Here is a 25,729-nt window from a genome sequence, read left to right on the forward strand (position 1 = left end):
CTGCGCAGCGCCTAGTCCGCCTCGCCCTCCCACAACGCACCCCTGCCCTCGGAAAGGCATCCAGCGGATGTCCTCGCCCCTCAGAGGATGTCCCGGCCCCGGCTTGACCCACGAGACCGGCCTACTCCATCCTGCGCATTCCTGCCTCGCGCTTGCACCGCAAGCCCCTCGGAGCCCGAACCATGCCTCTTGAATACCCGCTGATCGAATGTCTCGAGGGCGATATTTCCGCGCAAGAGGACATCGATGTCGTCGTCAACGCGGCCAATGCCGAGCTGAGAAGCGGCGGCGGCGTGGCCGGCGCGCTGCACCGCAGGGCGGGGCCGCAGCTGGCCGAAGCCGGCCGCCCCCTGGCGCCAATTCGCCCCGGCCAGGCGGTGATCACCCCGGGCTTCGACTTGCCCAACGCCCATGTCATTCACTGTCTCGGGCCGGTCTACGGCCGCGATGAGCCTGCCCCCGAACTGCTCGCCCGCTGTTATCGCCAGGCGCTGATGCTTGCCGCCGAACATGGCCTCTGGCGGATCGCCTTTCCGGCGATCTCGACCGGCATCTTCGGCTATCCACTCAAGGACGCCGCCGAGGTTGCGCTGTCCACGGTGCTGACGACCCTGCCCGAATGCCCCGGCATTCGGCTCGTCCGCTTCGTGCTGTTCGACGAAGCCAGCCTCGAGGTCCATCAGCGCTGGCTGGAGGCACTCACCACCGAGTGAGCGGCCGCTGGGCCAGGTGGCCGTCAGCACGGCCCCGCGGTGGGTCCGCAGAAAAGACGCCTCCTGGCCTGGTTGTGCGTTGCCCGAACGCACAAGGCGCCACCTCCCGGTGGCGCCTCGTGCTCTTGCCAAGCGGCGCGTCGTCATCGAACACATCTGATGATCAAACGTTATAGCCAAGGACTCGCGGTAACCACAGCGCAATTTCCGGGAACACCGCGACCAGCCCCAGGGCCGAGGCCATGGCCACGACAAAGACCAGCGCCCAGCCTACGGTCTGCTCCAGACGCACCTTGGCGACTTCGGTGGTGACCATCAGATTCACCGCGACCGGGGGCGTGAACTGACCGATGGCAATGTTCATCGCCAGCAGGATGCCGAACCACACCGGGTTCCACTCGAAATGCTGCATCACCGGAATCAGGATCGGCATCATGATCAGGTAGATCGAGATGGCATCCAGCACCATCCCGGCGGCGAGTACCGCCAGCATGATCAACACCAGCAACAGCGTGCCGTTATCGGAAAGCCCGATAACCCACTCGGCCAGGTGACGGAAGGTCCCCAGCATGGTACCGGACCAGGCGAAGATACCGGCCAGGGCGATGATCAGCATCACGACGCCGGAAATCACCGCCGCTTCACCGAGCAGCGCCCACAGATCCTTCAGCGACAGCTCGCGGGTCACAAACAGGCCCACCACCACCCCGTAGGCCACGGCCACCACGGCCGCTTCGGTGGGGGTGAAAAGCCCGCTGCGCAGCCCCCCAAGAATCAGCACCGGCGCGAAAAGCGCCGGCAACGCCTGGCGGAAGCTCGCGCCGATGTCCGGACGCTCGACCTCGTCCGGTGACTCCCAGCCGTAGCGACGCGATAGCAGCAGCGCCGGTGCCAAAAGCGAGAATCCGGCGAGCATTCCAGGGAACAGGCCGGCGGCAAAGAGCGCGCGCAGGTCGACTCCGGGCACCACGATGGAATACAGAATCAGCGCCACCGACGGCGGAATCAGGATCGCGGTGGACGCCGACGCGGCGATCAGGGTCGCGGAAAACGGCCGCGGATAGCCGGCCTTGGTCATGCTCGGCAACATCACCATGGCCACCGCGGCGGCATCGGCGGGGCCGGAGCCGCTCATGCCGCCCATGATCATGCACACCAGCACCGCCACCAGCGCCAAGCCACCATGCCGTGGGCCGATCAGCGCTTGAGCGAAGCGCACCAGCCTGGCCGCGACGCCGGCCCGCTCGAAGATCAAGCCGGTCAGGATAAACAACGGAATGGCGATCAGCGGATACTTGGCGATGCTGTTATAGGTATTGGTCCCAAGCGTCGCCAGCATGGCCGGTGACAATCCCGTGACGATGCCGACGGCACCGGCCAGGCCGAGGGAAAACGCCACCGGCACACCGGCGATGAGCAGCCCCAGAAAGGCCAGCAGCATCCAGATATCAGGCGTCATTGCGGAGCCCTCCACGCAAACGGTCGAGGGTGACCTGGGCCTGGCGCAGCAGCATCAGGCCAGACAGCACAGGCAGCCATACCAGGTACCACCACTGAGGCAGGCCCAGCCCCGGCGACAACGACTGCCACTGGTATTCCTGCCAGGTCATCTGGGCACCGAACCAAGTGATCAGGCCGAGCACGATGACGCCCGCCAGGCCTTGCACCAGGATCAGGACACGCTTGGCCCCCTCGGGCAAGGCGCGCTCGAGTAACCCAATCCGGATATGGCGATCACCGCGCAGCGCCACGGACGCACCGGCAAAGGTCAGCACCACCAGCAGGAATACCGAGAATTCCTCGGTAAAGGCGAAGGAGCCCCCGGTGATGTAACGCACCACCACGTTGGTCAGGCTGATCAAGCCAATGATCAGGATGGCGAGGGTCGCGAGCACACGCTCGAGTCTTGCGTCGGGACGTTTCATGAAGACGATGTCGGGCAGGGGAAACGGACACCGTCGGCCCTTGGTGGGGCCGACGGAAAAGGATCACATATCGTGCCTTGGCGCTTACAGCGCCTCGATGGCGTTGCGTGCCGCCTCGACGATGTCTTCGCCGATGCGTGGCACCCATTTCTCCTGCACGCTCTCGGTGGCCTCGACGAAGGCCTGATGCTGCTCTTCGCTGAGATCGGTGACGGTAACACCGCGTTCCTCGATGGCAGCCTGGCGTTCACTCTCCTGCTCCCGGGTCATGCTGATTTCCCAGGCGCCAGCCTCGAGAGCCGTTTCCCGAAGCAGCGTCTGCTCCTGCTCAGACAGCGTTCCCCAGACCTGCTGGTTGGCAGCGAAGATCAACGGGTCGTTCATGTAGTTCCATTGCGTGACATAGGCCTGACCCACCTGGTCGATACGCGCCACGTCGAACACCGACAACGGATTCTCCTGCCCGTCCACGGCGCCGGTGGTCAGCGCCGGCTTAGCGTCGGCCCAGCTCATCTGGGTCGGGTTCGCGCCGAGGGCGGTGAAGGTGTCCTGGAACAATGGAGACCCCACCACGCGAATCTTGAGCCCTTCGAGGTCGGCGGGCTCGTCGATCACGCCCTGGGAGTTGGAGATCTGACGGAAACCGTTCTCGCCCCACGCCAGCGGGACCACGCCGCGGGACTCGATGGCCTCGAAAATCAGCCGACCGGCTTCGCCACCGGTCACGGCGTCGACCGCGTCTTCATCCGGCATCAAGAAGGGCAGCGAAAACAGGTTGAGCTCGGGTACCTGGGGCGACCAGTTGATGGTCGACCCCACCGCCAGATCGATCAGGCCGGAACGCATGGCGGAGAACTCGCGGGTCTGATCGCCGTTGACCAGCTGGGAGTTGGGATAGACCCGCAGCGTCAGATCACCGCCCGAGCGTTCCTCCACTAGGTCGGCCCACTTCTGAGCCGCCTGGCCCCAGGGAAAGGCGTCGGACAACACGGTAGACACCGACAGTTCGCGGGCCTGGGCGCCAAACGAGGCGCCGATCAGCACCACACTGGCAAACGTCAGAGCGAGTCGCGCCGGTGCGCGTGAGGAGAAACGAGTGAGCTGCATGACATGTCCTTGGCGTTGATGCCCCACTTCAGCGGGGTCGAGTTGGGTCGTTGCGTCTGAACGTAGACACCAATGGCGTCACCTTGCCGTGAGGCAACGCTGGCGGGTAGGGCGCTATTGAATCCGTCACTCAATATGCCTGCAAAGGCGGATTGACCACAAGGGTAAGCCAGTGTGCGCCACCGAATTGGTGTTTCAGCTACTGATTTACGCGAAAACTGTATACATATAGGTTGACGAATAGTCACCAACACGCCAAATTAATGCATACAAAAATAACGGAAATCATTTCCATGAAAGCAGTCTCCCCCTTGCACCAGCCCTTCGCTCCGGCGTTGGTCGCATAACCACAACAACATCTGGAGACCTCGATGAAATCCATTCCCCTTGCCACCCTGACCGCCACCTCGGTCCTGCTGATCAGCCAAGGCGCCTCGGCCGCGCTCTACAGCACCACCAAGGTCGAAGCACTCTACGGTTGGGACTACGAGGATCGAGCCGATGCCGGCTTCGGCATCGACAACCAACGCCATGCCATCTTCACCATTGCCAATGCCAGTGGCTGGACCTACGGCGATAGCTACTTCTTCGCCGATTTCACCAATGTCGATCGCGATACGGAAGACGAGCAGGACTATGGCAGCACCCACGCCGAATGGAACCTGAGGGGCAACATCGGCAAAGTCCTCGGTCGGGACCTGTCGTTTGGCCCGGTCACCAACCTCTACCTGTCCGGCCAACTCGACTTCGACCGCAATTCGGCCGTCCGCAAGACGACCCACATGGTCGGGCTCGGCTACGACATCGAGGTTCCAGGCTTCGCCTTCTTCAAGGTGTTCACCATGTACCGCGACGACGACAGTGACGCCGCCGACGGTACTTCCGAGCAGCTAACGCTGGCATGGAACAGTCCCTTCACGATCGGCGACGCCAAGTTCAGCTTCGAGGGCTTTCTCGACTACACCACCGAGGAAGGCGATCTCGAAGAGCAGTTGCTGACCCAGCCACAGTTGATGTGGCACGCAAATGACCACATCGCCCTCGGCCTGGAATACCAGTACTGGCACAACAAGTTCGGCCTCGACGGCACCGACGAGTCCCTACCCCAGGCGATCGTGCGCTGGACCTTCTGACGCCGCCGAGCCAAAAAACGCATCGATAGCCAACGCCGGCCCACTGACGGGCCGGCGTTTTGCTATGCTGGCGACTCGTTTTCTCATCGATCAAGGAAGAGTCTTGCCACTTCGCGATCTGCTGCTCGGCCTCGCCGTCATTCTCATCTGGGCGCTGAACATCATCGTCATCAAGGTCGGGGTGATCGAAATGCCACCGATGCTACTGACCACCCTGCGCTTCGCCCTGGTCGCGGTTCTGCTGGTGCCCTTCTATCCGGTGTCGCGCCATCAGCTGCCGTTTCTGGCCCTGCTGTCGGTCACCTTCGGTAGCCTGCATTTCGCCCTGTTGATCATCGGCCTAGAGCAGGCCGAGGCCGGCACCGGCGCCCTTCTGGTACAGATGGGGACGCCTTTTGCGACCCTGCTGGCGGTGATATTCCTCAAGGAGCGCCTCGGCGCGAAGCGCCTGATCGGCCTGCTCCTGTCGTTTTCCGGCGTGGCGGTGCTCGCCGGCGGCCCGACGCTTCCGGCACCGCTGCCAACGGCCTTGCTGCTGGCCAGCGCCCTGGGCTGGGCGATCTCCCAGCTGCTGATCAAGCGCGGCCCGAAGATCGCCCCGATGGCACTGGCCGGATGGATGGCACTCTTCGCCACCCCCCAGGTCGCCCTCGGCTCCTGGCTGTTGGAAGACCACCAATGGCAGGCCATGAGCCACGCCGGCATTGCCGGCTGGGGCGCCGTCGGCTACACCGCGGTGATGTCATCGATCGTGGCCTACGGCCTGTGGTTCGGGCTGTTACGGCGCCACGACGTCAACCGCCTCGTGCCCATGACCCTGCTGGTGCCGGTGCTCGCGGTGGTCCTGGGGGTAGTGTTGCTCGGCGATAGCCTCGGCCCACACAAGCTCGGCGGTGGCGCGCTGGTCGTCGCCGGCGTCGCCCTGATCGTGATCCGCTTTCGCCCTCGCCGGCCGCCGGCGGCCTGATAGCGATCACCACGCCTCCATGCCTGGGCACTCAACGAGCGCTGGCCGTCAGCCGCAGGTCCCGGTACTGCCTTCCCAGGTCACACAGTCTCCCTGGCGAATGCCAAGCGCCTCGAAGGTGCCGGCGTTGACCTCGAGTGCGGCGCGGTATGCCGCCGCCGGCTGGGTCGTCGGACACTCGCTGGCCGCCGGCGGGCAGGGCTCCATACGCTGGATCTCGAGAATGCGTCCGTCGTCGTCGAGAAAGGCAATATCCAGCGGGATCAGGGTATTGCGCATCCAGAAGCCATTGCGCACTGCGCCAGCGTACAGAAACAGCATGCCCTCATTGGGCGGCAGATAGTCTCGTCCCATCAACCCCCGATTGCGTTCTTCTGCTTCGTCGGCGATTTCTACCTGTAGCCGAGTCGGGCCCTGGGCTCCGTGGATCGCCAGCGGCACCTTGACTGCGGCGCCTGCCGCGTCGCTATCGGCTGCTTGTGCGGCACGCGGGAGTGCGCCCATCAGCGCCCCCACGGGCGACAGCAAGAGCAATGACAGGGCGGGGGACAGCGCAAGTGCCTGGGCGAAACGTCGGCGACTAAGATTCATGACAGGTCCTCAAGAACAGGAATTGACGGGGCGTCCGTGTCCATCACGTGGATACCCGATGAGAGTAGCGAAACATCGACCCACTCGCCTTGCGCCAGCCCGTTTCGACGCGATGCGTGGGTGGCAATATCGAAGCGCATCGGCTGGCGATCGTGGGCGAAGACCAGGGTCACTGTGCTGATACCGCCGAGGACCACCAGTTCGTCGACGCGGGCACTCACCAGATTCTCCCGCAGGCCTCGCGAGGGGCGCCCGCGACGGTGCAGTACGATATCAGACTCGGGAAGGTACCACGTGACGGTGGCGCCGGGCGCCACATCGTCGATTCCCCGGTCGACCTCCAGACGCCACTCCCCCCACTCCAGGCGGCGCCCGGCTTCGGTATCCCGCACCACCCCGGTGAAAACGTTGGGGCGATCCAGCAGCCTCGCGACCTCGGGGCTCTCGGGATAGCGGAACATCGCTTCCGGCGTATCCTGCTGTAACGCCCTGCCCCCGTGCAGCACGCACATGCGATCCGCCAGGGCGCTCGCCTCGGTCAGATCATGGGTGACCAGCACGATGGGGATATTGAGCCGTTCGCGTAGCGTCGCCAGCTCCCGCTGCAGACGCCGCCGAGTGACCTGATCGACCGCCGAGAAGGGCTCATCGAGCAGCAGAACCCGCGGTTCACGGGCCAGGGCTCGAGCCAAGGCGACGCGCTGTCGCTGGCCGCCGGAAAGCTCGCGCGGCAGGCGCTGCTCGAGGCCCTCGAGACGCACCCGAGACAGCCAGAGACGCGCTTGATCGCGGCGCTCGTGGGCAGGCAGGTGGCCCAGGGCCACCGCGATGTTGGCCTCGGCATTGAAGTGAGGAAACAACGCATAGTCCTGGAACACCAGCCCGACGCGGCGGCGCTGCGGCGTCAGATTGATACTACCTGCGTGGTCAAACCATACCTCACCGGCACATTCGACTCGGCCATATCGCGGTGCGTAGAGCCCGGCAATGGCTCGCAATAGCGTGGTCTTGCCACTCCCCGAGGGCCCCACCAGGGCCAACAGTTCCCCCGGCGCGCAGGTGAAGTCTGCCGCCAGCGGGATAGGCCCCGGCTGATGCAGGCTGACGCACAAGCCGGCGTCCCGCGCCCCGGACTCGACGGCTTCCCCGCTGGACTCAACCACGTCGACGCCCCGTCAGCCCGTAAACCAGACCGATGGTCACGAAGGACAGCACCAGCAGCATCGCCGACATCACACCGGCGGCAGACTCATCGAACGCCTGAACATGGTCGTAGATGGAGATGGCGAGGGTCCGGGTCTCACCGTCGATGGCGCCCCCCACCATCAGGATCACACCGAACTCACCCAGGGTATGCGCAAACGTCAGCGCCAGCGCCGAGACCACGCCAGGCAGCGCCAGTGGCAACTCGATGCGCCACAGCGTCTGCCAGGCCGAGAGTCCCGAGCACCAAGCCGCTTCTCTCAGGTGGGCGGGAATTCCCTCGAAGGCGCGCTGAATCGGCTGCACCGCGAATGGCACATTGACCACCAGCGACGCCAGCAGAATGCCCGAAAAGGAAAAATTGAGGCTGGTGCCGGTCACGCTCGCCCACAGGCTGCCGAACGGGGCTTCGCCGGAGAACGCCATCATCAGGTAGAACCCCAGCACCGTGGGGGGCATGACCAGTGGTAGCGCGACCAGAGCCTCACAGGGTGCACGCAGGCGGGAGCGCGACAGCGCCAGGCGCCGTCCCAGCCACAAGCCGAAAGGCAACAGCATCAGGCTGGTCAGCACGGCGAGTCTCAGAGATACCGACAGGGCGGCCCAATCCATGCAGGGTCCTCACTCCACGTCAGGACGGGAAAAACCGAAGCGTTCGAGCACCTCTCCGGCCTCGTCGCCCATCAGCCAGTCGAAGAACGCCGTCGACGTCTCGCTGGCGCCCTTCAACAGCACCATGCGCTGATTGATCGGCGCATGCCATTGTGCCGGAATCAGACGGTAATCGGCGCGCTCGGCAAGGGTCGGGGCCGCCACCAGGGAATACGCGGCGAAACCACCACGAGACTCGCTGGCCAGCGCAAACTGCGCCGCCTGGGCAACGTTCTCTCCGAGCACTCTCAGTGGCTCGCTGGCCGTCCACAGGTCGGCCCGGGTCAGGGCTTCCTTGGCGGCCACCCCGTAGGGCGCGTGCAGCGGATTGGCCAGGGCGATACGTGGCTTGCCTTCGCCCGCCTCGAAAGCGGCGATGGCCTCGCGAACGCCGTCAAGGGGCCGGGCGTCATCGGCCAAGGGCAAGCCCTTGGCCTGCAGCCACACCAATCGCCCGATCGCATAGTCTCGGCCCTCGCCCTGGGTAAGGCCTGAGGATTCCAGGTCCCGCGCGCGGGCCTCATCGGCGGACAGAAAGAGCTCGAAAGGTGCCCCTTGCTGGATCTGACGCTGGAGATTACCCGACGCGCCATAGGTCACCCGCAGGCGGCGTCCGGTGTCGGCTTCGAATCGCTCGATCAATACCGGCAAGGCAAACTGCAGCGACGAGGCCGCGGCGATGGCGGGTGTCTGGGCGCCGGCCTGGGCCGGCAGCGCCGCCGTCAAGCCCAGTGCGAAGACCCAGGCAGTGACACAGGGGCCAAGGCGGGACAGCAGTTGATGCATGATATTTCCCTGTTATGGTGGCGACCGAGACGAGCGCTCGGGCCCGTCAGCGAACGGCTCGGCGGCCGGTCCCGCGCCAGAAGTCGACGCCATGGGCCGACAGTGGCGCCAAATCCGACGCGACCAGGCCCGTCAGTCGCCCGCCTCAGCCGGCACCGAGAATCGCCTTGAGGTCGATGCTACCTTCCCTCGCCCCCAGGTCGAGCAATCCCTTGAGGCTATCCAGGTGGCGCTCGACGGCCCGGCGGGCAGCCTCGCCATCCCCTCGAGACAAGTGTTCGAGCAAGGCGGTATGGTCGCCTTCCAGGTAGCAACTTCCAAGCGACGGACGCTTGTACAGAGCGATGACGATCGACGTACGCAGGATCAGGTCGGTGAGCATGGCGCCGAGGACGCGGTTCGGCGAGTGTTCGGCGAGCAGGTGGTGAATGGCCAGCGAATGCTCGATACGCGACGCCTCGTCGCTGGCAAGAAAGGCCTCCCGCTCGCGACCGACACGGTCCTCCAACTGCACCAGGGTGCCGGCGCCGAGGCGTCCCGCCGTCAACGCCGCCACCTCCCCTTCCACCAAGCGTCGCGCCGCGAAGGTCTCGAGGGTCTCGTCGGTATCCGGCGCGCGCACCCGGGCCACCTGATTGGGTCGCTGATCCACGACATGTTCGGACGCGAGCCGGGTCAGCGCCTTGCGCACCACCGACCGGCTGACGCCGAACACATCGCCAAGGGTCACCTCCGGCAAGCGAGTGCCGGGTGGCAGCCGTTGCATCAGCACGGCACGACGCACCTGCCTGACGATGTCGCCATCGCTGATCCGTGCACCGGCCTTGACCTGGGCCAGCACCTCTTCGTGCCAGGCATTGCTCATCTTCACTCACTCGTGACGTTATTGGTTCATGACCTTCGCATGTTTTGGGCTATTGCACCACATCCAGGACCCCGGCTGTATACAGCCTCTGGGGGACGCGATGTCACCGGCCGATCGTGTGACGGAGCCCTCCGCGCCGTTCACTGCCCCCGATTCACCGCAGCCAGGCCCTACACACGACCCCGCCCGGCCGCGGAAGCGGCCGGGCGGGAACGGGTATCGCGGCCGATGCCACGACCAACCATCATCGCGGCGGTGTCGGCTCGCCTCGCTCAGCGATGCCAGCACGGGATATCGGCCCCGACGCGACGCCGATGCTCAACGGTCGATCAGGCCTGATGGCTGTCGGTGACGTCGAGAATCTTCAGGGTATTGGTCCCGCCATGGGCATTCATGTGGTCGCCGCGGGTCAGGATGACGTGATCGCCGGACCTGGCGACACCGTGAGCCACCAGGCGCTCGACGGCGCGGTCGTTGAGCTCCGAGGCGGACATCTCGCTGGTGTCGAAGGGCAACGAGATCACCCCACGGTACAGCGCCATGCGACGCTGGGCGATGGGGTTGTGCGCCAGACCGACGATGGGAAGCCCGGACCGAATGCGCGACGCAATCAACGGCGTGTACCCGGTGGAGGTCATGCAGGCAATAGCCGCCACCCCGGAAAGGTGGTTCGCCGCGTACATGGCCGACAGGGCGATGGTCTCATCGATGCGCTCGAAGCCTTCATGGATGCGGTGGCCGGATTCCTGGGCGATGCGCTCACGCTCGGCACCCAGGCAGACCCGATTCATGGCTTCGACGGTCTCCACCGGGAAGTCGCCAGCGGCGGTCTCGGCAGACAGCATCACCGCGTCGGTGGCATCGAGCACGGCGTTGGCCACATCGAATACCTCGGCACGAGTCGGCAACGGAGACTCGATCATCGACTCCATCATCTGGGTCGCAGTGATCACGGCACGGTTGTGGCTGCGAGCATGTTTGATGATGCGCTTCTGGGTGCCGATCAGCTTTTCATCACCGATCTCGACGCCGAGATCACCGCGAGCCACCATAACCGCTTCACTGGCCTCGATGATGCCGTCAAGAGTCTCGTCGGTGGCCACCGCCTCGGCGCGCTCGAGCTTGGCCACCAGGCCGATTTCCTTGCCCGCTTCGCCGAGCAATGCGCGCGCCTCCTGCATGTCCGCCGCCGAGCGCGGGAAGGACACCGCCAGGTAGTCGACGCCGATATCGATGGCGGTCTTCAGGTCGTCCTTGTCCTTGTCGGTCAGCGCCGGCGCCGACAGGCCACCGCCCTGCTTGTTGATGCCCTTGTTGTTGGACAACTTGCCACCGACCACCACGGAGGTATGGATCTTGCTGCCCTCGACTCGGCTCACGTCCAGCACCAGACGGCCATCGTCGAGCAGCAGACGGTCGCCGGCGACCACATCGTCGGCGAGCTCTTGATAGTCGCAGCCGACCTGGGTCTCGTCGCCGGCTTCCTTGTCCAACGAGATATCGATCACGAAGGACGTCCCTTCCTTCAGCACGACCGCACCGTCGGCGAAACGCGCAATCCGGATCTTCGGGCCCTGCAGATCACCCAGCGCGGCGACACTGCGTCCCAGGCGGTCGGCGATCTCGCGCACTTGCTCGAGTCGCCGACGATGGTCATCGGCACTGCCGTGGGAAAAGTTCAAGCGCACCACATCGACACCGGCGGCGAGCATTTCCTCAAGCACCCCTTCGCGGTCGCTGGCGGGCCCCAGGGTGGCAACGATCTTGGTACGACGGACGGGGGAAAGCGGAAGTTGGCTCATACGATCCTCGGCTGGTGACGAAGTGGAGCAAGCGAAAACGAACCGACGTGACGCCCAGGATTTCCTGATCGGCACATCGCTCCTGTAATTTAACTACATACTACACCCTCGGACCCAAGACATGAAACGTCAACTTTGGTCCGGGCGATGCCTTGCCTGCAGCAAAAACTCACTACGCAAGGCGGTAAAAACATTTGATATTCAAATGTTTTTACTCATTTCAAGGGAAGCCCACAAAACTCGGACAGCAAAAAACGACCGTCCCATGAAGGGGCGATCGAAACAGCAAAGCTGGCCATCCTGTAATTTAACTACAAAAAACACGCTGGTCGCCATTCGCGCGCTGGCATTGATCCACCGTTCTGGGCTCTTGGGACACAGGGTAGCGCAACAAACAGGCAAGACCGATACCCCTGAAGGCTGACCTTGCTGCCACCTAGGTGCCGCCGACTCACCGCCCTTTCCTGGGCCGAGCATCGAAGAGCCGCCTTGCCCCAGGCGAGCAACGACGCCTCCAGCGCCAGATGAGACGAAAAAAGCTTGCCGGTCGGCGGCGGAAACAGGGGGGAATGTGCCCGACCGGCAAGCAACGATCGCCGTGACGATCCTGGCAGACGACGACCCGACGCCTGCCATTCAGGGAGCAGTCACCTCCCTCGTCCTCCATCGCGACCGCGAGCGATCGCGATGGAAAGGACTCAGCGGCTGCCGACCTCGTGGTCGGCGAGCGATTCCAGTGCTCTCAGGATGCCGGCATGATCCCAGTCTTCGCCGCCTTGCGCTGCACAGGCCTGGAACAGTTGCTGAGCATTGGCGGTCCCGGGCAGGGCGAGCTTGAGGCCCCGCGCGCCCTCGAGGGCCAGGTTGAGATCCTTCTGGTGCAAGCGAATACGGAACCCCGGATCGAAGGTACGGTTGATCATGCGCTCGCCATGCACGTCGAGAATCTTCGACTGGGCGAGACCGCCGAGCAGCGATTCACGCACCTTGGCCACATCGGCCCCGGCCTTGGACGCGAACAACAGCCCCTCGGCAACCGCCTCGATGGTCAGCGCCACCACGATCTGGTTGGCCACCTTGCAGGTCTGGCCAGCACCGTGACCCCCGATATGGGTAATGGTCTTGCCCATCACCTCGAGCAGTGGCAAGGCGCGCTTGAAGCCCTCGTCGGTGGCGCCAACCATGATCGTCAGCGCGGCATTGATCGCCCCGCCTTCGCCGCCAGAGACCGGTGCATCGACATACTCACCGCCAGCGTCAGACACTCGCTTGGCGAAGTCCTGCGTCTGGAGCGGCGCAATCGAGCTCATGTCGATCACCAGGGTGCCCGGCGCGAGGCCTTCGATAACGCCATCCTCGCCGAACAGCACGGCTTCGACGTCCGGCGTGTCCGGCACCATGGTGATGATGACCTCACTCGCCTCGGCCACCGCCTTGGGAGAGGCCGCCTCCCGCATGCCCTTGTCGGCGAGAGTCGCATCCAGAGTGCCGCGCTTGACGGCGGTCAGTTCGTGGCCGGCGTCCAGCAGGTGCCCTGCCATCGGGCGCCCCATGATCCCGAGTCCGATAAATCCGATCTTGCTCATCATGTCTCTCCTGTCATTCGCTGGTGGCCCGGCGAGTGCCGTGAGGCCGCCAACATCACTATGTTCGCGTTGTGGGTGTCACGCCCTCATGCCTTCGGCATCGGCTCTGGCCATTGACGCCATCACGGCAGTGAGTGCGGGTCGGTCGTTCAGCGACTGCGGGCCTGATCCAGCCAACCGAGGCCTTCCTCGGTGGAAGCCGCCGGCTTGTACTCACAGCCGATCCAACCGCCATATCCCAGGCGCTCGAGGTGGTCGAACAGGAAGGGATAGTTGATCTCGCCGGTGCCCGGCTCATGTCGGCCGGGGTTATCGGCCAACTGCACGTGGGCGATGCGCGACAGGTGCTTTTCCAGTGTAGGGGCCAAGTCACCTTCCATGATCTGCATGTGATAGATGTCGTACTGCAGCTTCAGGTTGTCGCTACCGACCTCATCGAACAGTGCCAATGCCTGCTCGGTGCGGTTCAGGAAGAAGCCCGGAATATCACGGGTATTGATCGGCTCCGCGATCAGCAGAATGCCCGCCGCCTGCATTCGCTCAGCGGCGTAGCGCAGATTCGCGACCAGGGTCTGGTGGGCCTGCTCGTGGCTGACCCCCGGGGGCACGATACCGGCCAGGCAGTTGACCTGACGGCAGCTCAGGGCGGTGGCGTATTCGATAGCCGTATCAACGCCGGCACGAAACTCCTCGACGCGATCCGGGTGGCAGGCAATGCCACGTTCCCCGGCCCCCCAGTCCCCCGCCGGCAGGTTGTGCAACACCTGGGTCAGACCATTGGCATCCAGCCGCGCCTTGATGTCGGCGGCCGGGAAGTCGTAAGGAAAAAGGTACTCGACGCCATCGAAACCGGCCTTGGCGGCGGCCTCGAAGCGATCGAGGAAGTCCAGCTCGGTGAACAGCATGCTGAGGTTGGCGGCGAACTTCGTCATCTCGGGTCTCCCTGTCATTTTAGTAAAGGCATGGCAGTCGCGGTGGGATGAGAGCATCCGAGGCCAATGCCTCGGTCATACCTCACCGCTCTGTCTCTGGCTCGTCGTTGCGCCAGATCTGCCGGTCGAACTTGCCACCCAATGGTCCCCACCACTGGTTGGCCAAGCGGGGGCGCGGTCCGGCCGCGCCGGTTCAGACAATGTCGGGGGTTGCCCCACGACAGGCGCCAGGGGCCTTGTCACTGGCAACACCCGACGCCGTTGCCGTTGCAATATTCACCGCAACGCTGCGATGGAGCTCGGTGCATCCTCGAGGTTCTCGGCCAGGGCCTCGAACTCGTTGATCCCGCCAAGATCGGTGCCCATCGAGATATTGGTCACGCGCTCGAGGATCACTTCGACCACCACCGGCACACGAAACTCCTGCTTCAGCTCCTGGGCGCGCCTCAATGCCGGCGCAATGTCTTCGGGGCGAGTGACACGCAATGCCTTGCAGCCGAGACCTTCGGCCACCGACACATGGTCGACACCGTAGCCGTTGATCTCCTTGCAGTTGATATTCTCGAACGCCAACTGCACGCAGTAGTCCATATCGAAACCGCGCTGCGCCTGACGGATCAGCCCCAGGTAGGCGTTGTTCACCAGCACGTGGATATACGGCAGATTGAACTGGGCGCCGACCGCGAGTTCCTCGAGCATGAACTGGAAGTCGTAGTCACCGGACAGCGCCACCACATTGGCTTCGGGATCGGCACGACATACCCCCAGCGCCGCCGGGATGGTCCAGCCGAGCGGACCTGCCTGGCCACAGTTGATCCAATGGCGCGGCTTGTAGACGTGGAGAAACTGGGCACCGGCGATCTGCGAAAGGCCGATGGTGCTGACATAGCGAGTGTCACGCCCGAACACCTTGTTCATCTCTTCATAGACGCGCTGCGGCTTGACCGGCACATCGTCGAAGTGGGTCTTGCGCAGCAGGGTACGCTTGCGCTCCTGGCAGGATTCCGCCCAGGCAGAGCGATCTTTCAACCGTCCCTCGGACTGCCACTCGCGGGCGACCTCGATGAACAGCTCAAGCGCCGCCTTGGCATCCGAGACGATGCCGTAGTCCGGGCCGAAGATGCGTCCAATCTGGGTCGGCTCGATATCGACATGGACGAAGGTGCGTCCCTCGGTATAGGTCTCGAGCGTACCTGTGTGGCGGTTGGCCCACCGGTTACCAATGCCCATCACGAAGTCGGACTCGAGCATGGTCGCATTGCCGTACCGATGCGAGGTCTGCAGCCCAACCATGCCCGCCATGAGGGGGTGGTCGTCCGGCACCGTGCCCCACCCCATCAGGGTCGGAATCACCGGCACCCCGGTCAATTCGGCAAAATCTTGCAGCAGATCCGCAGCGTCGGCGTTGATGATGCCACCACCGGCCACCAGCAGCGGACGCTCGGAGGCGTTAAGCATCGCCAGCGCCTTCTCGATCTGGGCACGACTCGCGGAGGGCTTGTAGGCCGGTAACGGCTCATAGGTGTCCGGGTCGAACTCGATCTCGGTCATCTGCACATCGATCGGCAGGTCGATCAGCACCGGCCCCGGCCGCGACGAACGCATCAACTGAAAGGCCTGCTGGAAGGCGCGCGGCACCTGGGCGGCTTCCAGCACGGTAATCGCCCACTTGGTCACCGGCCCGGCGATGGCCTGGATGTCCACCGCCTGGAAGTCTTCCTTGTGCAGCTTGTTGCTCGGCGCCTGACCGGTGATACACAAGATCGGAATGGAATCCGCCGAGGCCGAGTACAGGCCGGTGATCATATCGGTCCCGGCCGGGCCAGAAGTCCCGATGCAGACACCGATATTGCCCGCCTTGGTGCGGGTATAGCCTTCCGCCATGTGGGAGGCACCCTCGACGTGACGCGCCAGTACATGATCGATTCCGCCCACACGCCGCATCGCGGCATAGAACGGGTTGATAGCAGCGCCGGGCAGCCCGAAGGCAACGTCGATACCTTCCTTGCGAAGCACGTGAATGGCAGCGTCGGCAGCGGACATGCGAGCCATGATGCGTCTCCTTCCTAGTCTAATTATTGTATACAATAAGAAGCCTACACTGTCATACAGGCATCTTTCGTGAAAAACATTTTCATTATTTGTAGCAGCCACGCCGCGACGACGCCAGGATTTATGGAAAAAAATTCCACAAAACTTTTCATCGTCGCAGGAAGATTCCTATAACCCATTGATAATAAAATGATAATTAGATATTCAGGAGGCGCATTATTTGCCGGCTTCACATCCTCATGGCGAATACCGCCCCCTGTCGCGCCTCCGCTGGCGTTATCGGCGAACGAGCTACGCCGATAGGCCACAATGACCTGAATGCGCACCGATACCCTGCCCTGGACGCTGCCCCTTCGGAACCTAGCCACAACGGTACCGAGGCCCTGGCGCCTTGCCGGACACCTCCCTGTGGAAACGGGGCCCTGGTCGCCGCGACAGCCCACTGCGGAGCGCCACGCCCTTACCCCTCGGCCAGCGGTGAATTCGTCAGGCGCGGGGTTGGCTAGCGCAGGAAAACGACAGGAGAAAGACGTGGCTGGTGTCACCGAGACCGGCCTTGAACAGCGGCACCGACGGGCCACCTTGCCGACGCGAGGCGACGCTGGCGGTGGGCTTCACCCTAATTCACGGCTTCAATACACGATGCCACGCCGGACGTTCCGGGGAGCCACTGAACAGGCCAGCGGTTATCACGCGGGATTAGCGCCACCGCCGCTGCTGTGCCTCAGCCGATGAGAGGCGCCACCGCGCCAGCATCTCCAAGACGCCGCCGTCATGCGGAGATTCTGTGCCTGAACGGTAGTTTCTGATGAGGCGATTCGCCTAAATCGGCCCTTTCGGTCCAGAATCATTAAAGAATCAGCAGAGTTCTACAGAGTTACGGGCGAAGCAGCAGTGTTTATGCCTACCTTGACCCGTAACAGGCTCATCGTGAGTCAGCACTGAAAACACAACAATTCCCCAACCCCTGTGACCGGCCGAGATAGACCCCCGGGCTTCAGAGGGCTCCCTCGACTGTGACGGGGCGGTATATGCGCCGGGCGCAAACGGATCTCCACGGTATCGGTGAAGGCTTTTCGAACCTGGCAGCGCATCGCACGTTGCTTGCGATCCGTAATGGCTATCTTTCGATCCTGCCCTACGTGATCGTCATGGCCATCGTTACCGTTATCGATAACGTATGCGACTTCGCCGGAATCAACAACCAGATCACCTCCTACGTCGATCACCTTGCCGCCTTTATTCTGGAGCTATTTCCCGAAGTCATCCTGCTGTCGCTGACCTGGCATTTGAACAGCCACGATCGCATACGTGCACCGGCGATCATGCTGATCTCATTGCTGGTGTTCTGGATCCTGTGTGGCTGGTCCCAACTGATGAGCTTGCCCGGCCCACACTTCCGGGGACAAGATTCTACGATCGCCATTTTTCCTGCCATCGTCCTGACCCACTACGCCTTCAAGATATTCAGCCGAGAGCGCTCGCTGAGCGGCCCGCAGCGAGTGGTAATGAGCCAGATGATCACCCTCAACCTGCGCTATGTGATCCCCGGAGTGGCTGCCGTCATCTGCGCCATTGTCGTCCGGCTTCTATTCGAAGAGTTCTCGCGCCACTACGCCCCTGGCATCTACGAGGCGCTGATCAACCGAATCCCTTATAATGTAGAAGTCATTCTTTTCGTGATGTTTCTTCAGGTCCTGTCGCTGTTCTCGATACACGGATATGCGACGATGCTCGGCGTATACGAGTACCTTCAAGGCAAGAGCGATATTTTAAACCTGCCCTCGCCGGAGTTCTTCACCCTGTATGCCACACCCGGAGGAGCGGGCTCGGTATTCTGTCTCATGTTGGTCATGCTCGTGGTGAACTCTCGCCGCGAGTATAAGTCGTTGGCCAAAATTTCGGCCCCCCTGACGCTTTTCAACATCAGTGAAACTCTGGTCTTTGGCATTCCCCTGGTCTTCAACCCACGGATGGCATGGGCGTTTATCGCTGTCCCTACGGTCAACGCAACCATCGCTTATACAGCCATGTCGATGGGCTGGGTAGAGCCTCAGCCCAATAGCGTACACTGGGCATTGCCTGTCTTTGCCAGTAGTTACATCGCCTTCGGCGGGCTCAACATACCTTCCATGCTACTACAGCTTATTTGTCTCGTATGCGGAGTATCAATATACACCGTGGCCTGGCGTAGATACGTTCGTCGCGAACGATCCACGGAGAATAATCGTCCGGAATTCCCGCTGACAAACGACCCAGAATCGGCATTCAGCGACAACGCGCTGGACATCGTGTTGACGGAAGAAAGTACCAATCGGTGGAGTCGTATCAAGCAGGCTGACAGAACGCTTAGATGGCTAAAGGAGGGGCATCTTCACCTGGTCTTCCAGCCGATAATGGACGTGCGAACAATGCGCATCAAACACGTTGAAGCGCTGCTAAGATTTCGCGATAAGAATGGCATCCTCCACCGCCCTCGATTCCTCAACATCTTGCGCCACCACTCGAGCGTCATGGAAGGCATCGAGTGCTGGGTCATTCGTAACGCATCGATCGCTATAAATCATTGGGAAGATCTTGGGTTTTCCAAGCGACTCTTCATCAACACGACGCCACTTTTTTTCTCTAGCCCGAGCGTTAGAAAGTGCTTCTATAACGCATTAAACGACTGCCCAGTCAACTCTATTGGCGTAGAAATTACGGAGCAATCTCTGCTAAGAAATATCGCTGGAACCGTGGCCGATATCGAAATGTTTCAAGGCATGGACGTTCAGTTCGCGCTCGATGACTTTGGCAGTGGCTACTCGTCATTCAGCTACCTGAGCCAACTGACGGTGGACTACGTCAAACTGGACAAATCGCTGATCAAGCGCGTTACCGACCCACGCCAGGCTCATGTTGTCGAGTCTATCCACAACCTGTGCCGAACTCTCGAAATGCAAGTCATCATCGAGGGCGTCGACGACGAGCAGAAGATGCAGTTTCTACAGAACATCGGCGTGGACTTGATGCAGGGCTACTTCCTGCACCGACCTATGGAATCTGCCGAGCTTGAAGCGCTGTTGCGCCAGGAACAGCAGGCCCCGACGCCGCCGGAATGAGTGCTCGGCCGAGGGCGGTAGCCCCTGGGCAGACTGGCCAAGCTGCCTGCCCGACAGACGAAGGGAGCACCCGCCGACGGCGCGGTCTTTCGAGCGGGTCGACGGACATATATTGAGCCTTGTGGCTCCCGGCAGATGCTCTCGGCGAAGCGCCGTTTGGCTGTGGTGGATGTCCTCGGTGCCTCAGAATCCCTTGGATTCCCCACGGGGCCGCGCCGGCGTCGGCCTGTCACAGCGCAAGAACAAGCCATCGCCTGGGCGCCCTGTGGGGCGGCCATCACGGGACACCACGCGACCACGGCACAAGGTCAGCGCCACTCGTCCACTCAGTTCGAGTCCCTCATAGGGGGTGTAATCCACGCCATGATGAAGATCGGCGTTACGCACCGTGACCCGAGCCTCGGGGTCCCACAGCGTCAGGTCAGCGTCGCTGCCGATGGCGATAGTGCCCTTGCGCGGGTAGAGCCCATAGATCTTGGCCGGGTTGGTCGCCGTCAACGCCACGAAGCGCGTCGCATCGATACGCTGCTTGATGACACCCTCGGAGAACAGGATGGCCAGGCGCGTCTCGAGACCGGGAATCCCGTTGGGAACATGAGCGAAGCTTGCCGATTCGCCGTGGAGCTTCTTGCCCTTGTCGTCGTCGAAGCGAAAGGGGGCGTGATCCGAGGAAAAGACCTGGAAGACACCATTCTCCAAGGCTTGCCACACCGCTTCCTGGGCAGCCTTGTTACGAGGTGGCGGACTGCACAGGCACTTGGCTCCCTCGAAGCCGTCGGCCTCCAGATCCGCGGCGGTCAGCATCAGGTATTGAGGACAGGTCTCGCCATAGACGCGTAGACCACGGCCCTGGGCCCAGCGGATCTGCTCGATGGCCTCGGGCCCCGAGACGTGCACGATCAACAGCGGCACGTCGATCAACTCGGCCAGGGAGATGGCCCGGTGGGTCGCCTCGCGCTCGGCGATCGCCGAGTGCGCCTCGGCATGATAGTGCGGCGCCGTTCGCCCTTGTGACTCGAGGAGCTCGGTCAGGTAAGCGATGCAATCGGCGTTCTCGGCGTGAACCATCACCATGGCGCCTTCCCGACGGGCCAGGGCCAAGACCTTGAGCACCTCGCGATCATTGAGCTTCAGGTCGTCGTAGGTCAGGTAGATCTTGAACGAGCTGTAGCCCTCCTCGATCAGCGCCGGCAGTTCATCGCGTAGCACCGCCTCGGTCGGATCGGTGACGATCATGTGGAAGGCATAGTCGATCATCGCCTGGCCATCGCTACGCCGGTGATAGTCATCCACCGCCGCACGCAGGCTCTGGCCCTTGAACTGGGCGGCGAAGGGAATCACCGTCGTGGTGCCGCCGGCCGCCGCGGAGCGCGTGCCGGTCACGAACCCATCGGCCATGACCGCCCCGTCGCCGAGCGGCTGATCGAGATGGCAGTGGGCGTCGATCCCGCCGGGCATCACCCATAGGCCCGTGGCATCGATGACTTCCTTGGCCACGACCTGAGCGTTGTCAGGTGAATCGTCATGAAGATCGCCCAGTCCCTCGCCCAAGGCAACGATGCGCCCGTCGCGAATACCGATATCGGCACGAAAGCGGTCCGCCGCGGTGATCAGGGTGCCGTTCTTGATCAGGGTGTCGAAGGATTGCATGAATAGCCTCTGGAAATTGTCATTATCATTGCCATGACGTGGGCAGCCACAGCACCAGTGCCGGCCAGGCGGTGATCAACGCCACGACCGCTAGCATCATATCGAAATGCCACGGCTTCTTGCTCATTACGTTGCACACCTGGCACTACGCCTGGTCACCGACCACGTCATGGCGACCGGCACCGCCATCAGCGCGCCGAACCAGCGCCGCTGAGCCGCGCCTTCCCGGGCCTGAACGACAACACCCCCGTGCCGAGGTCTCGGCACGGGGGTGGCATTGGGGTGGCACGGGGTTGCATGGAGCCTAGCACTCGCCGGGAAGGCGCGTCAGCTCAGTGTCGGCAGCTTCATGTGCCGATTGACGTCCTTGTACAGCAGGTAGCGGAACGGTCCCGGCCCGCCGGCGTAGCACGCCTGGGGGCAGAAGGCACGAAGCCACATGTAGTCGCCAGCCTCGACCTCGACCCACTGCTGATTGAGGTGGTAGACCGCCTTGCCCTCGAGCACATAGAGACCGTGCTCCATGACATGTGTCTCGTCGAAGGGAATCACACCGCCAGGCTGGAAGGTCACCACGGTCACATGCATATCGTGGCGCATGTCGTCGGGATCAACGAAGCGAGTCGTGGCCCACACCTCGTTGCAGTCCGGCATCACCGTCGGGGCGACGTCATTCTCGTTGGTGACAATCGGCTCGGGCAGATCGATGCCATCGACCCGCTCATAGGCCTTGCGAATCCAGTGGAAGCGCACCGCTTCGCCGCCTCGATTATGCAACTGCCAGTCGCTGCCCGGCGGAATGAAGGCGTAGCCTCCCGGGGTCAGGGTATGGGTCTGGCCGGCCAGCGCAAGCTCGAGCTCGCCCTCGACCACGAACAGCACCCCTTCGGCATCGGGGTTGGGCTCCGGACGCTCACTGCCCCCGCCTGGCCCCACTTCCATGATGTACTGGGAAAACGTCTCGGCGAAGCCGGACAAGGGCCGCGACAGCACCCACAGGCGGGTGTTGGTCCAATGCGGCAGCTTGCTGGTAACGATATCGCGGTACACCCCCTTGGGAATCACCGCGAAGGCTTCGGTAAACATGGCCCGGTCGGTGGTCATGACCTTCTGGTCGGGGTGGCCCCCATGGGGCGCGTAATAGCTACGTGGCGGCTGGCTGGTATTCATGGTGCTGACCCTTTGTCTGTTGCGCAGTGATCACGTGACACGATGCTCGTAAACGACGAGGCTCTGGCTCCTGCACGGTGTTGCTCGTGAGTGCCGCGCCCGGTGTCGTCGCGTCAAGGCGCCCTCATGATGATGATTGCTGGCATCACGCTGACGGCATCACGCCAGGGTGACACGAACATCGAGAGGATGTTCCTCACAGTTGTCGCCGTCGCCACCGCGATCGACCACCAGGAACTCGCCCTCGCGCTCGAGCACCGACTGAATCGCGTGCCAGGTCCCGGCGTGATAGTTGACGCCCTGGTGGCCGTCGGTGACGAAGGCGCGGACCTGGCGCGGATCGAAGCTCTCGCCCGCCGGAGCGACGACCACCACGAAGCGCTCTTCATGAAGCGGCATGAAGGCCTGGCTTCCCAGCGGGTGGCGCTCGAGGAAGGAAAGCGTCAGAGGCAGTTCGATCGGCTGACTGACGAAGATGCTGATCAGAGTGCGGGCGTTGTCGCCGAGCGTCTCGACCCGAGCCAGATCGTGATGGCGCTGGGTGCGCCCGGCATTGATCGGGAAATGGTCCGAGGTACGCGAGTCGATGACCTCACCGAAGGGCGCGAAGGCTTCTTTGGTCAGCGGTTGTGCAATGAGTTCCAGCATGAGAAGTGTCCTTGAAGATCGTCTGACCGCAGCCGCCCCTTGTTCAACGACCCAGGTTGTTCAAGGGGCGGGGCTGAGCGGGAGAAATCATCACCCCAGCGGCGCGGGCGTCGGCGCGGGGAAGTGCTCGGCCCAGTGCCTGGCGATATCGACTCGGCGGGTGACCCAGACGCGATCATGGGACTCGATATGATCAAGGAAGCGCTGCAGGGCACGGAAGCGCCCAGGGCGACCGATCAGGCGGCAGTGCAATCCCACCGAGAGCATCTTCGGCGAGTCTTCGCCTTCGGCGTAGAGCACGTCGAAGGCATCACGCAGGTAGGTAAAGAAGTGGTCGGCGGTGTTGAAGCCCTGGGGAGCGGCGAAGCGCATGTCATTGGTATCGAGGGTGTACGGCACCACCAGATGCGGCTTGTGCTGGCCGTCACTGTCTGTCTCACAGGTCCAGAACGGCAGGTCATCGCCATAGTAGTCGCTGTCGTACAGGAAGCTGCCCTCGTCGAGCACCAGGCGCCGGGTATTGGGGCTGTCACGCCCGGTGTACCAGCCAAGCGGCTTCTCGCCGTAGAGCGTATCGAAGATCTCGAGGGCCCGACGCATGTGCTCACGCTCGATCTTCTCCGGCATCTGCTGATAGTGAATCCAGCGATAGCCGTGGCAGGCGATCTCGTGGCCCAGCTCCTTGAAGGCATGGGCCACTTCGGGGTGGCGCTCAAGCGCCATGGCGACGCCAAATACCGTCAGCGGGAGACCGCGTCGTTCGAACTCTCTCAGCACGCGCCAGACACCCGCCCGTGACCCGTACTCGTAGATCGACTCCATGCTCAGATGGCGATCCGGATAGCTGTCCGCACCGATGATCTCTGACAGAAACTGCTCGGACCCCGAATCACCATGCAGCACATTGTTCTCACCGCCTTCCTCATAGTTCAGCACGAACTGTACGGCAATCTTGGCCTTGCCCGGCCAGTTGGCGTGGGGCGGCTTGGCACCATAGCCGACCAGGTCGCGAGGATAGTGCGGTGAACCCTGGCGTGAATCTCGAGATGACGAAGACATGCTCATAATAAAGGACTCCTGGACCGGCGCCCCGCCGTGGGACAGGTGCGCTGGCGTGCTGTTGTTATCGGTCGCGTACCGGCGATGACCTGGCAAACGGTGCGCTCGTGGGCCTCACGCGACCTTGGCTAGAGACTGTCCAGACTGGGGGACAGGGAACTCTCCAGGCCAGGGTATCGATCCACGACATCGATACAATTCGACCGGCGATACGGCTTATGCGTTGCCACCGGGTGCAAGCAGCCAACTCGACGCGTCCATCGCTGGGGTTGCTGTCGTGCCGCAGAGGCTCGGCGGATACGGCTTTCGGGGGCTTTCACCGATCGGTGCCGTGCGTGAGTTCACCTAGCCCAATGGTCGCCCGTTCACCACCCGCCGACTGGTCATCATAGGCGTTCGGCTGGCACGCAGCTGAGCCATGAACTTTATGTATACAAAGACAAATTAAACTGTACCCAAATAGAGTTCAAGGCTCTCGTCACGCTATCGAACGAATCGCGACGTCTCTGCGTGTGGCGCCAGCGCCGCGCTGGCTGACGCCTCACTTAAGCGTCTCACTTAAGCGCCTCACTATAAGCGCCTCACGTCGTCGACCGAGCGCTTTGTCGTACGGCACCGGTGCCAGACGGCAACCGTATCTGACCACCCCGCTCGGCCGCTGCAAACGCCGCCTTTGCGACCCAAGACCGAGACACCGCGACCACCGGCGGGCGGCTAGAGACGACAGCCACCATAACTGTATACAAAAATCATCAAAAAATCGCCACTACACCACGGAAAAATGAACAACAACAACAGAACACAGTATAAAAAGACACGTCTTCCCTTCATATGCATATCATTCAAGCGGTTGTTTTTAAAAAATAAAATACACTCTTTCCGCAACGTTACCTGATGCCTTGCAGGGCATTTCAAGGAGGGCTATTTTGTGTACAAACGAATACGTCATCGTCCACAAGGCTCCATCTCCTATGCGCATCCATCTGATCAACCCCAATACCACGTCGGGCATGACCGCGACCATTGGCGAGGCCGGCAAGGCCATCGCCGCCAATGGCACGACCATCACGGCGTCACAGCCCGCCAGCGGCCCGGTCTCCATCGAAGGCCACTTCGACGAGGCGATCAGCGCCGTCGGCGTCGTTGAGGAAGTCATGCGCCTGGATCGAGAGGCGCCGAGTGAGGCTCCGGTCGACGCCTACATCATTGCCTGCTTTGGCGACCCGGGCCTGCTGGCGGCCCGCGAAGCGACGCGGGCGCCGGTCATCGGCATCGCCGAAGCCGCCTTCCATATGGCGACCCTGATCGCGACACGTTTCTCGGTGGTCACGACCCTCGGGCGCACGGTCATCATTGCCGAACACCTGCTCGACCAGTATGGCTTCCGCCACCACTGCCGACGGGTACGAGCCGCCGAGATTCCGGTGCTGGACCTGGAGGAAGACAGTGACAGTGCCCTGACCAAGATCATCGAAGAAAGCCGGCGCGCCCGAGATGAAGATGGCGTCGGCGCCATCGTGCTCGGCTGCGGCGGCATGGCCAATCTGACCGAGACGATCAGCCGTGAGGTCGGACTGCCCGTGGTCGAAGGCGTCACGGCGGCGGTAAAGCTCGCCGAGGCGCTGGTTGGCCTGAAACTTGCTACTTGCAAGGTAGGCGACCTGGCCTTCCCGCGACCCAAGGCCTTCACCGGCGATTTCGCCCACCTGTCCGGACGAGACCTCAGTCAGCGCTGAGCGTCATCAAGGCCACCGCAAGACCACCAGAGGCGACAAACGAGACGTGCCC

General features: G+C 62.7%; 23 protein-coding genes. 6 read left to right on the forward strand and 17 right to left on the reverse strand.

Going from position 1 to position 25,729, the window contains the following annotated elements; translation table 11 throughout:
- The first annotated feature begins 182 nt into the window (after positions 1-182).
- Positions 183-713, forward strand: a complete 531-nt coding sequence (locus ACUN9Y_RS08375) for a macro domain-containing protein (RefSeq protein ID WP_445460234.1) — start codon at positions 183-185, stop codon at positions 711-713.
- Positions 714-876: 163 nt separating this feature from the next.
- Here ACUN9Y_RS08375 and ACUN9Y_RS08380 read toward each other — a convergent pair whose 3' ends face one another.
- The 3 genes from ACUN9Y_RS08380 to ACUN9Y_RS08390 all read right to left on the reverse strand — a co-directional run bounded on the left by ACUN9Y_RS08380 (position 877) and on the right by ACUN9Y_RS08390 (position 3,745).
- Positions 877-2,172 (reverse strand): TRAP transporter large permease, encoded by a 1,296-nt coding sequence (locus ACUN9Y_RS08380; RefSeq protein WP_445460235.1) that lies wholly within the window; start codon positions 2,170-2,172, stop codon positions 877-879.
- On the reverse strand, positions 2,162-2,638 hold the full coding sequence (locus ACUN9Y_RS08385) for a TRAP transporter small permease (RefSeq protein ID WP_445460236.1): 477 nt from the start codon (positions 2,636-2,638) through the stop codon (positions 2,162-2,164). Before ACUN9Y_RS08385 ends, ACUN9Y_RS08380 begins: the two co-directional genes overlap by 11 nt.
- Positions 2,639-2,722: 84 nt before the next feature.
- Positions 2,723-3,745 carry a DctP family TRAP transporter solute-binding subunit gene (locus ACUN9Y_RS08390; RefSeq protein WP_445460237.1) on the reverse strand — a complete coding sequence of 341 codons (1,023 nt, stop codon included), beginning with the start codon at positions 3,743-3,745 and terminating at the stop codon, positions 2,723-2,725.
- Between the two features lie 371 nt (positions 3,746-4,116).
- Between ACUN9Y_RS08390 and ACUN9Y_RS08395 the strand changes: the two genes are divergently transcribed.
- Together ACUN9Y_RS08395 and ACUN9Y_RS08400 are read left to right on the forward strand one after the other, a co-directional pair.
- The gene (locus tag ACUN9Y_RS08395; RefSeq protein ID WP_445460238.1) at positions 4,117-4,878 is read left to right on the forward strand and encodes an outer membrane protein OmpK; all 762 of its coding nucleotides are present in this window, start codon (positions 4,117-4,119) and stop codon (positions 4,876-4,878) included.
- A 103-nt stretch (positions 4,879-4,981) separates the two neighbouring features.
- Complete coding sequence (locus ACUN9Y_RS08400) at positions 4,982-5,845, forward strand: DMT family transporter (protein WP_445460239.1); 864 nt, start codon at positions 4,982-4,984, stop codon at positions 5,843-5,845.
- Positions 5,846-5,893: 48 nt separating this feature from the next.
- On the opposite strand, the gene ACUN9Y_RS08405 is transcribed toward ACUN9Y_RS08400, so the two are convergent.
- From ACUN9Y_RS08405 to pyk, 6 genes are all read right to left on the reverse strand, one after another.
- A complete protein-coding gene (locus ACUN9Y_RS08405) occupies positions 5,894-6,436 on the reverse strand; it encodes a DUF192 domain-containing protein (protein WP_445460240.1) in 543 nt (180 codons plus the stop codon).
- Positions 6,433-7,599 (reverse strand): ABC transporter ATP-binding protein, encoded by a 1,167-nt coding sequence (locus ACUN9Y_RS08410; RefSeq protein ID WP_445460241.1) that lies wholly within the window; start codon positions 7,597-7,599, stop codon positions 6,433-6,435. The genes ACUN9Y_RS08405 and ACUN9Y_RS08410 overlap by 4 nt, the downstream gene beginning before the upstream one ends.
- Complete coding sequence (gene modB, locus ACUN9Y_RS08415) at positions 7,592-8,251, reverse strand: molybdate ABC transporter permease subunit (RefSeq protein WP_445460242.1); 660 nt, start codon at positions 8,249-8,251, stop codon at positions 7,592-7,594. Before modB ends, ACUN9Y_RS08410 begins: the two co-directional genes overlap by 8 nt.
- Before the next feature lie 9 nt (positions 8,252-8,260).
- Positions 8,261-9,076 (reverse strand): molybdate ABC transporter substrate-binding protein, encoded by an 816-nt coding sequence (gene modA / locus ACUN9Y_RS08420; RefSeq protein WP_445460243.1) that lies wholly within the window; start codon positions 9,074-9,076, stop codon positions 8,261-8,263.
- 145 nt (positions 9,077-9,221) lie between these two features.
- Positions 9,222-9,941: a GntR family transcriptional regulator gene (locus tag ACUN9Y_RS08425; protein ID WP_445460244.1), complete on the reverse strand. Its 720-nt coding sequence runs from the start codon at positions 9,939-9,941 to the stop codon at positions 9,222-9,224.
- A gap of 329 nt (positions 9,942-10,270) precedes the next feature.
- The gene (gene pyk, locus ACUN9Y_RS08430; RefSeq protein ID WP_445460245.1) at positions 10,271-11,743 is read right to left on the reverse strand and encodes a pyruvate kinase; all 1,473 of its coding nucleotides are present in this window, start codon (positions 11,741-11,743) and stop codon (positions 10,271-10,273) included.
- A 121-nt stretch (positions 11,744-11,864) separates the two neighbouring features.
- Here pyk and ACUN9Y_RS08435 point away from each other — a divergent pair, with 121 nt between their 5' ends.
- Positions 11,865-12,167: a hypothetical protein gene (locus ACUN9Y_RS08435; protein ID WP_445460246.1), complete on the forward strand. Its 303-nt coding sequence runs from the start codon at positions 11,865-11,867 to the stop codon at positions 12,165-12,167.
- A 274-nt stretch (positions 12,168-12,441) separates the two neighbouring features.
- Here ACUN9Y_RS08435 and ACUN9Y_RS08440 read toward each other — a convergent pair whose 3' ends face one another.
- The 4 genes from ACUN9Y_RS08440 to ACUN9Y_RS08455 form a co-directional block, all read right to left on the reverse strand.
- Positions 12,442-13,329, reverse strand: a complete 888-nt coding sequence (locus ACUN9Y_RS08440; RefSeq protein WP_445460247.1) for a 2-hydroxy-3-oxopropionate reductase — start codon at positions 13,327-13,329, stop codon at positions 12,442-12,444.
- Between the two features lie 149 nt (positions 13,330-13,478).
- The gene (gene hyi / locus ACUN9Y_RS08445; RefSeq protein WP_445460248.1) at positions 13,479-14,261 is read right to left on the reverse strand and encodes a hydroxypyruvate isomerase; all 783 of its coding nucleotides are present in this window, start codon (positions 14,259-14,261) and stop codon (positions 13,479-13,481) included.
- 276 nt (positions 14,262-14,537) lie between these two features.
- Positions 14,538-16,313 carry a glyoxylate carboligase gene (gene gcl / locus ACUN9Y_RS08450; RefSeq protein ID WP_445460249.1) on the reverse strand — a complete coding sequence of 592 codons (1,776 nt, stop codon included), beginning with the start codon at positions 16,311-16,313 and terminating at the stop codon, positions 14,538-14,540.
- Between the two features lie 44 nt (positions 16,314-16,357).
- Entirely contained in the window at positions 16,358-16,639 is a 282-nt protein-coding gene (locus ACUN9Y_RS08455) for a hypothetical protein (RefSeq protein ID WP_445460250.1), read from the reverse strand.
- A gap of 705 nt (positions 16,640-17,344) precedes the next feature.
- Here ACUN9Y_RS08455 and ACUN9Y_RS08460 point away from each other — a divergent pair.
- Entirely contained in the window at positions 17,345-19,414 is a 2,070-nt protein-coding gene (locus ACUN9Y_RS08460) for an EAL domain-containing protein (protein ID WP_445460251.1), read from the forward strand.
- A gap of 183 nt (positions 19,415-19,597) precedes the next feature.
- Here the strand turns inward: ACUN9Y_RS08460 and hydA are convergent, their stop codons facing one another.
- From hydA to puuE, 4 genes are all read right to left on the reverse strand, one after another.
- Positions 19,598-21,064, reverse strand: a complete 1,467-nt coding sequence (gene hydA / locus ACUN9Y_RS08465; protein ID WP_445460252.1) for a dihydropyrimidinase — start codon at positions 21,062-21,064, stop codon at positions 19,598-19,600.
- Positions 21,065-21,391: 327 nt separating this feature from the next.
- Positions 21,392-22,234: a bifunctional allantoicase/(S)-ureidoglycine aminohydrolase gene (locus ACUN9Y_RS08470; RefSeq protein ID WP_445460253.1), complete on the reverse strand. Its 843-nt coding sequence runs from the start codon at positions 22,232-22,234 to the stop codon at positions 21,392-21,394.
- A 159-nt stretch (positions 22,235-22,393) separates the two neighbouring features.
- Positions 22,394-22,882: an ureidoglycolate lyase gene (locus ACUN9Y_RS08475; RefSeq protein ID WP_445460254.1), complete on the reverse strand. Its 489-nt coding sequence runs from the start codon at positions 22,880-22,882 to the stop codon at positions 22,394-22,396.
- Positions 22,883-22,972: 90 nt separating this feature from the next.
- Positions 22,973-23,947, reverse strand: coding sequence for an allantoinase PuuE (gene puuE, locus ACUN9Y_RS08480; protein WP_445460255.1), 975 nt, complete (start codon positions 23,945-23,947; stop codon positions 22,973-22,975).
- 965 nt (positions 23,948-24,912) lie between these two features.
- Here puuE and ACUN9Y_RS08485 point away from each other — a divergent pair.
- The gene (locus tag ACUN9Y_RS08485; RefSeq protein WP_445460256.1) at positions 24,913-25,677 is read left to right on the forward strand and encodes an aspartate/glutamate racemase family protein; all 765 of its coding nucleotides are present in this window, start codon (positions 24,913-24,915) and stop codon (positions 25,675-25,677) included.
- Positions 25,678-25,729 lie beyond the last annotated feature (52 nt).

This window comes from Halomonas sp. V046, from assembly GCF_052645355.1.